Genomic DNA, 12,613 nt, shown 5'->3' with positions numbered 1-12,613 from the left:
TCCAATTATCTAATTTATTGAGTCGTTTTCTCGACAGCCATTGCAGTCTAATAGCTCACTAGGTTGCGATAAATATCGTAAAATGATGTAGATTGTATCTATATAGTGATCTAATAAGATTCGATTAGCTGCGAAATAGTTCAAGGAGAGTGTGATGGATAGGTTGACGGCAATGCGTAGCTTTGTCGAAGTTGCGAATTGTGCCAGCTTCACCCAAGCAGCTGAGCATTTGGACATGAGTAGGTTGCAGGTTTCACGTCATGTTCAAGAGATAGAAGGGTGGCTGAAGCAGAGGCTATTACATAGGACGACTCGAAAGGTGAGCTTGACGGCGGCAGGGGAAATCGCTCTGCAGCGCTGTGAGAAAATCCTCCATGAGACCGCTGAGCTAGAAGTTACTTCACTCAATCAAACCGATGATCTTTCTGGAACCATTCGAATTGCAGCTCCGATTGGTTTAACTCAGCACATGTTGTTGGATGTGGTCGAACAGTTCACCGAGCGCCACCCTAATATCACGGTCGAACTGTTTGCCTCAGACCGCTTTACTCAGCTGGTGGATGAGAGGATCGATATTGCACTTCGTTATACCGATCAACCTGATGATAGTTTGATTGCACGAAAGCTAATGGTTATTGATTCAGTGGTGTGTGCCTCGCAAGCCTACTTAGACAAACATGGTGAACCTGAAACGGTCGAGGCGCTTCGACAACACAATTGTTTTCGTCACTTGAATGTTTCTAAGTGGGATTTTGTTAAGGACAATCAACACTATTCAGTTGAGGTGTCTGGCACTATCAAGGCTAATGATGTTGGAGTGCTAACTCGCGCCGCACAGCATGGAAAAGGAATAGTTCGCTTACCTTGTGACTTAGCGAATCCATTGATTGCGGATGGTAAATTGAAACGAATTTTGGATGATTTTGTTTCACCGAGTAGTGTGCTGTGGGCGGTGTATTTGTCTCGTAGTTATCAGCTGCCTGTAGTTCGTCAGTTCATTGATTTTGCGGCAGAAGCTTGGTCTAGCGATATCAGGTCTAATGATGTTAGAAACTTCATAGGCAATGATACATAGCGACAAAAATTAAAAGCCCATAAATACAAAAATCCGATATCAATGGTGATATCGGATTTGAACTCAATAATTCAGAGTTCCAGCACGCTCTCCTCTCACGAAGTCTTTACATGTAATGGTGTACGGATAATCGGGTATTTATCACCTTTTCGTTGATGTCTGGTAAAGGCTGATACAAGCTTCTCGTAATGTCGGATAATACTTGGTCGTAAACTTGCGACACGACGCTAGAGATATCACTGGTTAATTCGTACATGCTATCTGCCGGTTGGGTCGCTTCGTTACTTGATGCGATCTCTGAGAGTGCATGCATCGCTCGCGTACAAACCGGTGACCCACTACTAAGAGGGCAGATAATCGATAACTGGTTGAGTTTTCTGTGTGTCTGAGAGGCGTAGAATTTGAATCTCAAATACTCCTCAGGCTTCTCCATATCAGGGATACACATTCGTAATTTGGTCAGGATCTCCATGCAATCTAAGATCTGTTGCCAATTCATGTGGTACTCACGGCTCATGTCTTCACGCTCAGACTGAATTAGCCAGATGATCATTACTTCATCCATCAAGAACATGCTATGGCGAATTGTTTTGCCATGAATCGATTGGTTACGCACCAAGCTACGGTTTTGCCAGTCGCTGTGCATGGCGATGAGCTTGAGGTGATAGATGCGATACATAGGGCGGCTATCAAACGACACATGGGACTGAAGCAGTTCAGATACTTCAAGTATGTTGTCGTAAATCTCGTTCACTTTGCGAATCGAGTCGCTAGACAACTTATAAGCTAGAGCATAGTGCGTTGCCGCGCGATGTTTGCGTGATAACAACAATAATTCTCTAAGCAGAACTAAGGTTTCAAACCTGTGTGATAGCGCTGTTTGTCTCTTCCTTGAGAAATGAAACAGGGCTGCAAGTACTAATAGGGATAAACCCACTGAAATAACTACAAACATATTCAACTCCTAATATTTGTATACCTACTTAGTGGTAGTGCAGACACCATGCCAAAATAAATAAGTGTTATATTTCATTGATTTATGATTTTTCTCAAATTATGGATGATCAATCATGGTGCATGACTTCACCATTCGAGTGAATGTTTCTCATATTTTGCAGGATTTTTTGAGAGGTTACGCTTTTCTAACGATAGGTTGGGGAGGTTTCGGTAAGTAGAGACACTTTGGCGATCCATTTCAGGCTCGTTTCAAGCTACGGAAATTAAAAAGGCCTCACCCTATATGCTTTAACTCTAAAAGCAGTAAGAGTGAGGCCTTTCAATGTTCACTTCGCAGTGTAGTTGACTTAACGACTAAGTGTTTAGCATTGAGGGCTAAACGTTATGCAAGCTTAAGGTCGAACTCAGTGCGGTACATCACCATGTCTTCAATGGTCAGTACTGGCATGTTGTGCATTTTACCGAAAGCAACGATCTCTGGCGCTTTTGCCATCGTACCATCCGGATTGGTTACTTCACAAAGTACACCGGCAGATTGAAGACCAGCCATTTGCATAAGATCTACTGTACCTTCTGTGTGGCCGCGACGAGCAAGTACACCACCTTTACGAGCACGCAATGGGAATACGTGGCCAGGGCGAGCAAGGTCAGTAGGTTTAGCCGTTGGGTTTGCAGCTGTCTTGATCGTAGTTACACGGTCAGCGGCAGAAACACCTGTCGTTACGCCAACTTTCGCTTCGATAGTTACGGTAAACGCTGTTTGGTTTGCGCTGTTGTTATCAACAACCATAGGTGGAAGTTCAAGTTGGTTCGCTTGCTCGTCAGTTAGACACAGGCACACAATGCCGCTGCATTCGCGGATCATAAGCGCCATTTGAGCATTCGTCAGGTGTTCTACTGAGTAGATGATGTCGCCTTCGTTCTCACGATCTTCATCGTCAAGTAAAAGTACGCCACGACCTTCGCGTAGAGCTTGCAGTGCGTTTTCAACGCGAGTGATTGGTTCGCCAAATTCGGCAAGTAGTGAAGACTGATTCATGGTTAAACTCCTAAAATATCACCAGAATCAGGGCTGTATGAGGGATCTCAACGAGCACAACAAAGCCAACTCATTACAAGTCGGTTCATTATGGTTTTATCCAAAACGAAATGCACCCGCCTAAGTTGGAGGTACGAACCCAACTCACGCGGGTACGCCTTTCCAACTTAAACGAGTGTGTTTTCATTCTCTCTCATCCGGACTATAACCGTCGGCTCTGGCATCTCACCAGATCTGCTGACCTCGACGAATCGAGCGCTCGCGGGCTTATCTTTAGATTTTGCTAAGGACATACCGCCGGTGGGGAATTTCGCCCCGCCCTGAGAATAAAAATTAATAATCTGTTTTGCTTTTGAAAGCAGACCAGATGGTAATCCTTTCAATAGTGGATTTAAAGGACTGACAGCAAAGTTTTTAAGATTCTGGCCTTATAATCCGGTAAGTGTTCACTTTATCAGCAGAACGCGTCCGGTAGTCTATTAATGGGATGATGCCTTTGTCTCGTCTGGTTTCAGTGGTTTTTGCTATCTCTATGAACATAAATGGATGTTGAACATTATTGGTGCTGGCGTGGCTGTTCACCGAATCAATACTCAAGAGGTCCATTAATCGAATATTGTTACACCATGACGGCTGACTGACCGTTTTGACATAAAATTGATATTGACGATGCTAAGCTGCGATAGCATCCGACCACTTTATCTAAAAGATCTTAGCCATGACTTCTCTGTTCTCTAACAAATCCAAAGGCTTATTACTGCTCGTTCTAAGTTTGTATTCCCTCATACCCTTTTTGATCTTTGGATCTGACTTCGACCTTGGAAGTGCTGTTTTGCCTTTCTATGGCGCCTTCATAACGTTTGTGACTTACTCTGCGGGCAATCAAGGGTTCTTGGTAACACTAGCGATTTTGTCTTTAGTATTGTTCACGATGAAGTTTTCCAAAGCGAAGTTAGTCAGTCTTTGTCTGCAGCTCGGCTTGTTGTTGGTGCTTAGCTTTGCAGCGAAAACCTTCTTAAAGCATTCCACTGAGAGCCCTCGTCCTTATTCTGAGTATTTGGTGACGCAGGAAGTGGTTGATATGCCGGAAGTGTTTTACGAATTACCATTGGTTGAAAAGAATGCTGCGATTGAGTCTGTACAAGATAAGGTCAGCGAGTGGCGAACGCGTCACTGGTTGGGTGAAACTGACTACTCTTTCCCATCTGGACATATGATTTTCGTCGGTGTGTGTTTGGCGTTCTTTGGTGGTCTTCTCCTAGAGGCGAAACGCTTTTATCTAGTCGGCGGTTTACTGGTTTGGGCTGGTGGTGTCGCCTATAGCCGTGTTTGGCTTGGCATGCATCGACCAGAAGACTTAGCCGGATCTATTGCCTTTGCGGGTTTGATCTATTTATTGGTGCCGCTTATCTCAGAGCAAAAAATAGAACGCTATTTACCTGCATTTTTGAAACAGACTTCTTAGGGATCCGTCCTCACTGCAAAAGAAGGGCTCAGATTAGCAGTACGTAATAAACGCTACTGATTGAGCCCTAGCTCTGCTTGCTTCTTTTTGGTTAGACCTAAGGACACAATTCGGTGTGACTCAATGAGATAGTATCTCAGCTCCTCATCCCTTTGTGGCGTGCTTTCAAACAGCTGAATCCATTTCATACCGCGTGAAGCAAAGTAGGGTGCGGGTTTATAGCCCGGCTCTTCTTTGAGAAAGTCGAAATTCTGATCGGACGCCTTGAAGATAAACGCAGGCTCATCTTTCGGTCCCCAACCACCAATCGCAAACACCTTGCCACCCACTTTCCAAACGTGCGAGTTATTCCACTGCATCACATAACTGGTTGCAGGCAGTGACTCGCAGAATGCGTTGAATTCGTCGTAAGTCATAGAGCGTCCTTTTATCTATTGGGTGTTTGTGTTGGTTTTCTAAGATGTCTTTCTTCTTCTTGTCTTTATCGCCAATAACTAGCCAGCTAAACCCTGCCAGATTGCCGTAAAGCCACTGAGAGAACATAGCAGTAATGAACCAATGCGTATCTTCTCTTTAGGGATGCTTTGTGTCGTCATTAACGCCACTTTGTAACCCAACCAAGCAGCAGGCAGCAAAGGTATAGTGATGATCAAGTGGTGTAGCGTGAAGAAGCCAATTGGGATCTGTACAACCAACGAAATGATCGAACTAAACACGAAAAACGCAGAAAGGTTACCACGAAGCTGATTGGCATCTTGGTGTTGTAATAGTAGTGCCATCGGCGGACCACCAATACCCGAGCTGGTGCCAAAGAACCCAGAAAAGAACCCCGCAATACCCATCTTAGTTGGGGTTGGTTCGAGTCTAAAGGGCAATAGGCTAACAATCACGGCAAATACTACCAATAAGCCCAACCATAGTGATAACACGCTCGTTGAAACCATCACCAACAAAGCACCACCTGCCAGTGACCCAGGAATACGGCCCAGCAATGCGATTTTTAATCCGCCAATAGAGATATTTGCTCGATGTTTAAAAGCGTTGAATAACGAGATAAACAGACCGATTAAACAGATAGGTGCAGGTACATAATCAGGAGAGACCAAAAACAGCAGTGGAGCTGCAACAATGGCCAAACCAAAGCCGATTGCGGTTTGCACAAATGAGCCGACAAAAATAAGTGCCATTGCGATAAGGACAGTCTGATCCATGTATTCCATAAGCCTGCGGATTAGTTTTAAAGGAGCGGGTGGATACTATAAATGAAAACCAAGAGAATAGTCTTATTATTCAGTGAGCTTTATGCCAGTTTCGCTAGTTATAGTTTCTATTATCGCGACCAACAAAAAAGCGAGTGAGTATCTCAGGATGCTTCCTTTCAATACTCACTCGCTTTATTGGAACGACTTGTTGTTTACGCTAGTGGGGGAGTCAGCATAAAACGTTAAGCCATTGCCAATTTCACTCGCTCAATCGGCTTGTCATTGATTGGTAAATGGATAAGTGCTGCTGCAAATGCCAGTACCACCGTTGACCACCAGATTGGCTCGTAAGAACCGTAGTAATCGTATATACGACCACCCACCCAAGCGCCTAAGAAGCTACCCACTTGGTGAGTAAAGAACACCAAACCGTACAACGTTGATAGGTAACGGGCACCGAAGATCTGACGTACTAAGCCAGACGTTAGCGGAACCGTACCCAACCAACAGAATCCAATTGCCGCACCGAAGATAGCCGCGGTTGATTCAGTCACAGGCAGAGTAACAAACGCACCGATAACCACAGTACGCACTAAGTACAGTGCAGACATAACGTGGCGTTTGCTGAACTTGTCGCCCATTACACCCCAGAAGTAAGACCCGAAGATGTTGAAGATGCCAACGTAAGCCAGTGCCATTGCAGCGCTGCTCGCGGGTAGGTCTTTATCTGCTAAATAGCTCGGTAAGTGCGTTGCGATAAACATTACGTGGAAACCGCACACGAAGAAGCCCGCGTGAATCAACCAGTAACCTTTGTGAGCAAACGCTTCAGACAACGCTTCTTTGAGTGTTTGGTTCTCTTCAGCTTGCGCTTGTTTGTTTGAGGCTGCTTTAGGCGCTCGCATGAACAGCGCAAAAGAGATCATCAAACAACACAGTACGCCAAACACTTGCATCGCACTCTGCCAGTCAAATTCATTCAGCATGTATTGTGCGCCCGGAATTACCGCGAACATACCAAATGAACCTGCAGCCGTGGTTAAGCCAAACGCCTTAGCCGCGTGCTCTGCTGGTACAACTTTCGCTACTGCGCCAAGCACGATCACGTAACTTGTCGCACTCAAGCCAAGACCAACCAGTGCGCCTAACGAAACGTAAAGCATGCTCGATTCGGTAGAAATTGAGGTAAGAAGTAAACCCAAACCGTAAGCACATGCGCCAGCAATAATGATGCGTCTTGCTCCCCATTTGTCAGCGGCCATACCAACAAAAGGTTGGAACACACCGAACAATAAGTTTTGTAGAGCAATAGAGAAGCTGAAAAACTCTCGACCCGTGCCGAAATGCTCTGAAATTGGCATCATGAAAATGCCGAATGATTGTCTGATCCCTAGACTGATAATAAGTGTGCCTATCCCTAGCCATACCAGTAAAGGAAAACGGAAAATGCTCATTCTAATACTCTTAAATTAATGGTGGTGATGTGAGTGGTCTTGCGCTGACATGTATTGGTCAGTCATCTCATGGTGATGTTCGTGCCCAGAATGATCATGCCCTGACTGCTGGTGGCAACCACTGCTTACGGCATGCTGAGCCAAGAGATCAATCAATGGCTGACTGTGATGCACAATAACCAAACTAATGACGAGGAATAACGTCATTCTGGCAAGTTGGGCAAAAAGAGATTGTGAAAACATACGGTGTTGACATGCGCTCAATGTTGTAAGAAGTCGCGCATCATAGTGATGAGTCGGGTATGTATCAAATGACCATTTGTGATGTAGTCTATGCGTTTTATGCATAGATTGTCGCTTGATTGGAATTGGTATAAAACGCGCTCAATAAATAAGAAAACTTGAAGCTCGTTAGTTAATAGAAACAAGTATCTAATTAAGAATGAAAGTCTAAATTAAGGCTTATAACTAGCTGTTTAATTTAAAGTTTCACAAAGCTGTAAAAACTAATATACAAACTAATCACTAAGCAACATTGCTCGTTCACTCGACTTATCTGTCAAACATCGTAAATTTGGGCATAAATCGTTTCAAGACTACTGAAACGCGATGTTAAAAGATTCAGGGAGAGTCATTCACATGGATAAAGATCATAATCTTCGCGAAAACTTACTGGCACTGATCTTAGGTAGCGCATTGGTTTCACTCGGCGTTATCTTTTTCAACCAAGTCGGTTTGCTCACTGGGGGCACGGCTGGTCTAGCGATCTTCATTACCAAAGTAACAGATTTGAGCTTTGGCCAAGTATTCTTCGCACTTAACTTACCTTTCTATATTTTGTCGGTTGCTCGTATGGGCTGGCGCTTCACAATCAATACGTTTATCGCGGTTTCGATTGTTTCGTTCGCCGTGGATCACTTGTATCACGTGATTCAAATTGCCGAAATTCATGCATTGTATGCAGCTTTACTTGGTGGTGGCTTGATTGGTACCGGCATGCTGGTGATTTTCCGTCACAAGATGAGCTTAGGTGGCTTCAACATTCTGGCGTTGTTCTTACAAGAACGTTTTGGAATTCGAGCAGGTAAGGTTCAGATGGCATTAGACTGCACGATTGTTGTGCTTTCTCTGTTCATTGTTGATGTGTCATTGGTTCTTCTGTCTGTGCTTGGTGCGATAGTCACCAACTTGATTCTAGCAATGAATCATAAACCGGGGCGCTATCAACCTGTGGTAAAAGCGGAAGCAGCATAGTTCGGTTCGCTCAAGCTCTAGATTTGCTTAAGTAAAGAGTGATTTGCAGATTATGAAAACAACAAAGCCAGCATTAATTGCTGGCTTTGTTCTATTGAAATAACGGATTCGATGTAACGATTAACACTTGCCGCAGCTGGCGTTCGGCTTAAGCTCGCAATCAATCACATTGCCTTGTTGATCAAGGGACAAGTTACAACACTCTTCAAACAGGTTCTTAAGATCAGCACGGCTTTTTTGCACGCGGGATTTAACCGTTGAATAGCTGACGTTCTGCGCTTCTGCGATCTCTTTTTGGCTTTGGCCTTTGATGTCGACCGCAAGCAGTAGCGATGAACTTTGTTCTGGCAATGCCTGAATAAAAGGTTCAATACACAATGAAAGTTTCTGCTTAAATTCAGAGTCGTGGTCTAAATCGGTAAACCACAGATCTTCAGCATCAATTTGGCTATCACGTTGTTGGCGTGCATGCTTACGGTAGAAGTCGATAATGGTGTTGTTGGCTAACTGGAACAGCCAAGCCTTAACACTGCTAGCATCTTGTACCTTATCTAAGTTCTGATAGGTCTTAATCAAGATATCTTGGAGCAAGTCGTCTACATCCGCAGAGTTGTTGACCTTTGAATGCAGGAATGACTTTAATGCTTGCTGATACTCGGCCCAGACTTGTTCGAGCTTCAAAGGTGCATTAGTTGCACTGTTCATTTACGCAACATTCGTCTTGTAAGAAATCAATCACACCTTCTAGGCACTCATACTCCGCCACGCAGAATAGAGTTCTTCCTTCTCGTCTTTGGCTGATTAGGCCCGCAGACGCCAAGCTTGATATGTGGTGAGACAAGGTAGAACCGGGAATGCCTAGCTCTTCTTGTAGGCCGCCAACTGCAATGCCTTGGTAGCCAGCTTTAACGACACTCTTATAAATGGTTAGGCGAATAGGGTGCCCCAACTCTTTAAGTGCTTTCGCAACGACTTCTAAGTTCATATTAACTCCTCAAGATTTAATTTCGATGTTAGTCGAAATGTATGTCGAATTCAAATTTAAAAACGGTGTCTGTGTAAGTTATTGAAAAACTGTGTTTTCGAAAATAATTTCGATTTTTATCGAAATAATGCTTGTTCTGGAGCTGTTTATTTCTATAATTCGAGAATGTTCGAAATTAAGGATTGGTTACTTTTCTCATAGAGCCCGACCTTCAATCCAGTTTGGAGTTAATTATGAGCAATGAAATGTTAACAATGCTGAAAGACGCACTTGATATGTTCGCTTTCTTAGCAGTAGAGCTAATTATCTTTTTCTTAGCGATCAGCTACATTGTTGGGATTCTTCAAGAGTTCCTTACACCAGAAAAGATTCAATCTATCCTGAGCTCACGTAATGGTAAGGGTTATGTAGTAGCAGCACTACTGGGTGCAATTACACCTTTCTGTTCATGTTCGACCATTCCTTTCTTAAAAGGATTGCTGCGTGCAAGAGCGGGTTTCGGTCCAATGATGGTGTTCCTATTTGGTAGCCCACTATTGAACCCAGTGATCATTGGTTTGTTTGTGATTACCTTCGGTTGGCAAGTTGCTGTGTTCTACTTCCTTGTAGCAATGACGGTGTCTGTAGTGGCTGGTTACGCACTTGAGAAGCTTGGCTTTGAGCGTTACGTAAAACCTGAAGCGTATGAATCAACAGGTTCAGCTTCAAGCTGTGGCACTAGCTGTGGTGATTCTGATCCTAAGAAAGCAGCACCGGTTAAAGCGGAATCTTCATGTGGTACAAGTGCATGTGGCGAACCTGCACCAGTAATGGCAAAAGAGACATCTTGCTGCGATTCTAAAAAAGAAGAGCCACAAGTAACGGTTTCATGCTGTTCAGCGGATGGAAGCGCAACAGCTGAAATCGTAGAGAAGAAAGAACCTAGCCGTTGGATGAGAATTTGGTTATCAACTTGGAAAGATTTTAAACAAGTTTTCCCTTACCTAATGATGGGTATCGCGATTGGTTCATTCATCTACGGCTTCATTCCTACAGACCTTATTGCACAGTACGCTGGTGAAGGTATGTGGTATGCGATTCCAGTAGCAGCCGTGATTGGTATTCCACTGTATATTCGTGCTGAAGCGGTAATCCCACTAAGTGCAGCTCTAGTACAGAAAGGCATGGCGCTGGGTTCAGTTATGGCATTGATCATTGGTAGTGCAGGTGCAAGTTTGACGGAAGTTATCCTGCTTAAATCAATCTTCAAGAACCAAATGATTGCAGCATTCCTATTCGTTATCCTAAGCATGGCGATGGGTGCAGGCTTCCTATACAGCTTCATCTTTGGTTAATCAGGCTTGATTATGAGATAACACCATTGATACAAAGAGATAGATAATAAAAAAGAGCTCACATAGTTGAGCTCTTTTTTGTTTAGCTTATCAGTCCGGAGGCTAGAAACCGCGAATATCCAGCTCATTATTGATCAATACAACGCACTGAGAAGCAAACAGCATGTTCGGGCCTAAGCTGATTTTTTCTGTCCCTAAGCGCTTTAAGCTGTTGTAGCTTTTCTTCGGCATAGGGATGTGATCAGTAAGAAGGAAACATGGGTTTTCAGCAATCTCTGCATCACGGATAAAGTCACCTTTCTTATCCATCATGTATAGCTGGTGGTCTTCAGCCAGTTCTTTGACTAGTTTTTCAAAGCTCATAGTGCGAACGACGATTCCCGGTTCAACCTGACGAGTCTGCTCTTTGGTCATACCTTGAGAAGCATCAACCGCTCTTACTACCGCTGATAACAATGCGGATTCATGAAAGCCACCAATGTTGGTGATCTCATTTGAATCGAAAGTGATCGTACGTGAAAAGTCTTTAGTACTTTCTAATACAAGGTGTACGGTGACATTCTCACGGTGAGATTGAGCAACGAAGATCGTGTTCATCAGAGTATGAGCCAGAATCTCAGTATGAGCATCTTGCCCAACACCTTCTAAGATAAGTTTGCTCTCTGTAGGGGCTGCGCGAGCGCGTAATACAAATGAACGCATGGAATGTACCTTGTCAGTATGTGATAAAGCGAAACGGGCTTTATCAACATGAATTGATGAATAACCAAAATTGTGGCGGTATGTAACTCTTTTCTATTAATGAAGTCAAATAGAGTTGCGTATAGCGCCAACCAGAAGAACTCTGCGTATTAAATAGAGAATGACCACATTACAAGACGGTAAGGGTTGAAGCGAACCAATGTTTACATAGATAGTATGCGCAAAATTATAAAGTGACTTACATAAGGAAGCTGTCGGTGAAGTTACAGAAGATTAATAAAGAAGAATATAGAAAGAAGATGAACCTGTTGTTGGTGTCATTAGTTGGGTCACTTGCATTGTTTGCCATTGTATTCGGCACCATTCTGATCGAATTGTTTGGCTCGGCGACTTCAATTACTGGTGAATCGACAGGGAACTTTCATTTGAACGTACTTGGGGTGATCTTATCTGTCGCTTTGAATGCGTTTATCGCAAGCCGAGTGAAAGGGCATGAGTATTTCAAAGAAGCGCTTTATGTTTGGAACCTGAAACAAATCCACAATCAAATCTATCGTAAGCTCAAGCGCATTCAGCCAAAAGCGGAACAAGGCGACCGAGACGCGCTGACTATCCTTTACTTCTATTACACTACGCAAAAACAGGTATACGACCTAGACAATAATACGTTGACGATAAAAACGGTTCAGCAGTCGCTAGATAACATCGTAGAGCTGAGTGATAAATGGAGTATTGAACTAGATATAGAGGTATTTTCGAAAGATTTAGTCGCAAAATTTTAAGTGATATGCCTGTAATTGTATGAGCTTTGACCTGTGAAAGACGCTTTTGACGTAAAAGTAGACACTTAAGCAACTTTTTTGAATTTTTATCAAAAAAGGGGTTGCCATGTTTACGATGATCTCTATAATGCCGCCTCACTGACACGGCAGACGCCACAAGGCTTCAGCGGTAATCAGTAAGACGGAAAGTTCGAAACAAATTAATTTTAAAAAGTGTTTGACACTTAAGATTAAATCGCTAGAATTCACGTCCGCTTTCAAGGGTTTCTTTGTAAAAAGAAAGTTTCGATAAGCAAAGCTCTTTAACAATTTAAACCTATCAATCTGTGTGGGCACTCGTTGATGAATATCAAAACGTTTTATC

The 12,613-nt window shown here is 43.5% G+C and carries 15 protein-coding genes and 1 riboswitch; of the genes, 6 read left to right on the top strand and 9 right to left on the bottom strand.

Annotated elements, in window-relative coordinates:
• The first annotated feature begins 154 nt into the window (after positions 1-154).
• Positions 155-1,075 carry a LysR substrate-binding domain-containing protein gene (locus AB4351_RS19215; protein ID WP_372126888.1) on the top strand — a complete coding sequence of 307 codons (921 nt, stop codon included), beginning with the start codon at positions 155-157 and terminating at the stop codon, positions 1,073-1,075.
• Positions 1,076-1,181: 106 nt separating this feature from the next.
• Here the strand turns inward: AB4351_RS19215 and AB4351_RS19210 are convergent, their stop codons facing one another.
• The gene (locus AB4351_RS19210; protein WP_102332193.1) at positions 1,182-2,030 is read right to left on the bottom strand and encodes a hypothetical protein; all 849 of its coding nucleotides are present in this window, start codon (positions 2,028-2,030) and stop codon (positions 1,182-1,184) included.
• Between the two features lie 384 nt (positions 2,031-2,414).
• Positions 2,415-3,071 (bottom strand): 3,4-dihydroxy-2-butanone-4-phosphate synthase, encoded by a 657-nt coding sequence (ribB, locus tag AB4351_RS19205; protein ID WP_004733029.1) that lies wholly within the window; start codon positions 3,069-3,071, stop codon positions 2,415-2,417.
• Between the two features lie 181 nt (positions 3,072-3,252).
• Positions 3,253-3,403: riboswitch (FMN riboswitch) on the bottom strand.
• A 386-nt stretch (positions 3,404-3,789) separates the two neighbouring features.
• Here ribB and AB4351_RS19200 point away from each other — a divergent pair.
• Positions 3,790-4,536 carry a phosphatase PAP2 family protein gene (locus tag AB4351_RS19200; RefSeq protein ID WP_017064917.1) on the top strand — a complete coding sequence of 249 codons (747 nt, stop codon included), beginning with the start codon at positions 3,790-3,792 and terminating at the stop codon, positions 4,534-4,536.
• 53 nt (positions 4,537-4,589) lie between these two features.
• Here the strand turns inward: AB4351_RS19200 and AB4351_RS19195 are convergent, their stop codons facing one another.
• From AB4351_RS19195 to AB4351_RS19185, 3 genes are all read right to left on the bottom strand, one after another.
• The gene (locus AB4351_RS19195; RefSeq protein WP_017061695.1) at positions 4,590-4,952 is read right to left on the bottom strand and encodes an MmcQ/YjbR family DNA-binding protein; all 363 of its coding nucleotides are present in this window, start codon (positions 4,950-4,952) and stop codon (positions 4,590-4,592) included.
• A gap of 78 nt (positions 4,953-5,030) precedes the next feature.
• Positions 5,031-5,756, bottom strand: a complete 726-nt coding sequence (locus AB4351_RS19190) for a sulfite exporter TauE/SafE family protein (protein ID WP_170963358.1) — start codon at positions 5,754-5,756, stop codon at positions 5,031-5,033.
• 224 nt (positions 5,757-5,980) lie between these two features.
• Positions 5,981-7,192 (bottom strand): MFS transporter, encoded by a 1,212-nt coding sequence (locus AB4351_RS19185; protein ID WP_102429223.1) that lies wholly within the window; start codon positions 7,190-7,192, stop codon positions 5,981-5,983.
• Positions 7,193-7,221: 29 nt separating this feature from the next.
• Between AB4351_RS19185 and AB4351_RS19180 the strand changes: the two genes are divergently transcribed.
• Together AB4351_RS19180 and AB4351_RS19175 are read left to right on the top strand one after the other, a co-directional pair.
• Positions 7,222-7,371, top strand: coding sequence for a hypothetical protein (locus tag AB4351_RS19180; protein ID WP_170968025.1), 150 nt, complete (start codon positions 7,222-7,224; stop codon positions 7,369-7,371).
• A 460-nt stretch (positions 7,372-7,831) separates the two neighbouring features.
• Positions 7,832-8,446 (top strand): YitT family protein, encoded by a 615-nt coding sequence (locus AB4351_RS19175; protein WP_017065874.1) that lies wholly within the window; start codon positions 7,832-7,834, stop codon positions 8,444-8,446.
• Positions 8,447-8,566: 120 nt separating this feature from the next.
• Here AB4351_RS19175 and sigZ read toward each other — a convergent pair whose 3' ends face one another.
• Positions 8,567-9,151, bottom strand: coding sequence for an RNA polymerase sigma factor SigZ (sigZ, locus tag AB4351_RS19170; RefSeq protein ID WP_017061700.1), 585 nt, complete (start codon positions 9,149-9,151; stop codon positions 8,567-8,569).
• Positions 9,135-9,431, bottom strand: a complete 297-nt coding sequence (locus AB4351_RS19165) for a helix-turn-helix transcriptional regulator (protein ID WP_004733042.1) — start codon at positions 9,429-9,431, stop codon at positions 9,135-9,137. Before AB4351_RS19165 ends, sigZ begins: the two co-directional genes overlap by 17 nt.
• A 233-nt stretch (positions 9,432-9,664) precedes the next feature.
• Here AB4351_RS19165 and AB4351_RS19160 point away from each other — a divergent pair, with 233 nt between their 5' ends.
• Positions 9,665-10,765, top strand: a complete 1,101-nt coding sequence (locus tag AB4351_RS19160) for a permease (protein WP_372126886.1) — start codon at positions 9,665-9,667, stop codon at positions 10,763-10,765.
• Between the two features lie 102 nt (positions 10,766-10,867).
• Here the strand turns inward: AB4351_RS19160 and trmY are convergent, their stop codons facing one another.
• The gene (trmY, locus tag AB4351_RS19155) at positions 10,868-11,467 is read right to left on the bottom strand and encodes a tRNA (pseudouridine(54)-N(1))-methyltransferase TrmY (RefSeq protein ID WP_017061702.1); all 600 of its coding nucleotides are present in this window, start codon (positions 11,465-11,467) and stop codon (positions 10,868-10,870) included.
• A 257-nt stretch (positions 11,468-11,724) separates the two neighbouring features.
• On the opposite strand from trmY, the gene AB4351_RS19150 reads away from it, so the two are divergent.
• Complete coding sequence (locus tag AB4351_RS19150; protein ID WP_017070390.1) at positions 11,725-12,249, top strand: DUF3087 family protein; 525 nt, start codon at positions 11,725-11,727, stop codon at positions 12,247-12,249.
• A gap of 135 nt (positions 12,250-12,384) precedes the next feature.
• Here the strand turns inward: AB4351_RS19150 and AB4351_RS19145 are convergent.
• A partial coding sequence (locus AB4351_RS19145; protein WP_372126884.1) for a hypothetical protein occupies positions 12,385-12,613 on the bottom strand: 229 nt, incomplete at its 5' end.

Origin of the sequence: Vibrio sp. 10N.261.51.F11, from assembly GCF_041471665.1 — a bacterium.
Classification (GTDB): Bacteria; Pseudomonadota; Gammaproteobacteria; order Enterobacterales; family Vibrionaceae; genus Vibrio; species Vibrio crassostreae_C.
The sequence above is the reverse complement of the archived record's forward strand: the minus strand, read 5'-3'. Positions and strand labels throughout refer to the sequence as shown.

Bases quoted from the DNA above. Each gene is read 5' to 3' on its own strand.
- AB4351_RS19215 (WP_372126888.1), top strand. From the start codon at position 155: ATGGATAGGTTGACGGCAATGCGTAGCTTTGTCGAAGTTGCGAATTGT.
- AB4351_RS19210 (WP_102332193.1), bottom strand. From the start codon at position 2,030: ATGTTTGTAGTTATTTCAGTGGGTTTATCCCTATTAGTACTTGCAGCC.
- ribB (WP_004733029.1), bottom strand. From the start codon at position 3,071: ATGAATCAGTCTTCACTACTTGCCGAATTTGGCGAACCAATCACTCGC.
- AB4351_RS19200 (WP_017064917.1), top strand. From the start codon at position 3,790: ATGACTTCTCTGTTCTCTAACAAATCCAAAGGCTTATTACTGCTCGTT.
- AB4351_RS19195 (WP_017061695.1), bottom strand. From the start codon at position 4,952: ATGACTTACGACGAATTCAACGCATTCTGCGAGTCACTGCCTGCAACC.
- AB4351_RS19190 (WP_170963358.1), bottom strand. From the start codon at position 5,756: ATGGAATACATGGATCAGACTGTCCTTATCGCAATGGCACTTATTTTT.
- AB4351_RS19185 (WP_102429223.1), bottom strand. From the start codon at position 7,192: ATGAGCATTTTCCGTTTTCCTTTACTGGTATGGCTAGGGATAGGCACA.
- AB4351_RS19175 (WP_017065874.1), top strand. From the start codon at position 7,832: ATGGATAAAGATCATAATCTTCGCGAAAACTTACTGGCACTGATCTTA.
- sigZ (WP_017061700.1), bottom strand. From the start codon at position 9,151: ATGAACAGTGCAACTAATGCACCTTTGAAGCTCGAACAAGTCTGGGCC.
- AB4351_RS19165 (WP_004733042.1), bottom strand. From the start codon at position 9,431: ATGAACTTAGAAGTCGTTGCGAAAGCACTTAAAGAGTTGGGGCACCCT.
- AB4351_RS19160 (WP_372126886.1), top strand. From the start codon at position 9,665: ATGAGCAATGAAATGTTAACAATGCTGAAAGACGCACTTGATATGTTC.
- trmY (WP_017061702.1), bottom strand. From the start codon at position 11,467: ATGCGTTCATTTGTATTACGCGCTCGCGCAGCCCCTACAGAGAGCAAA.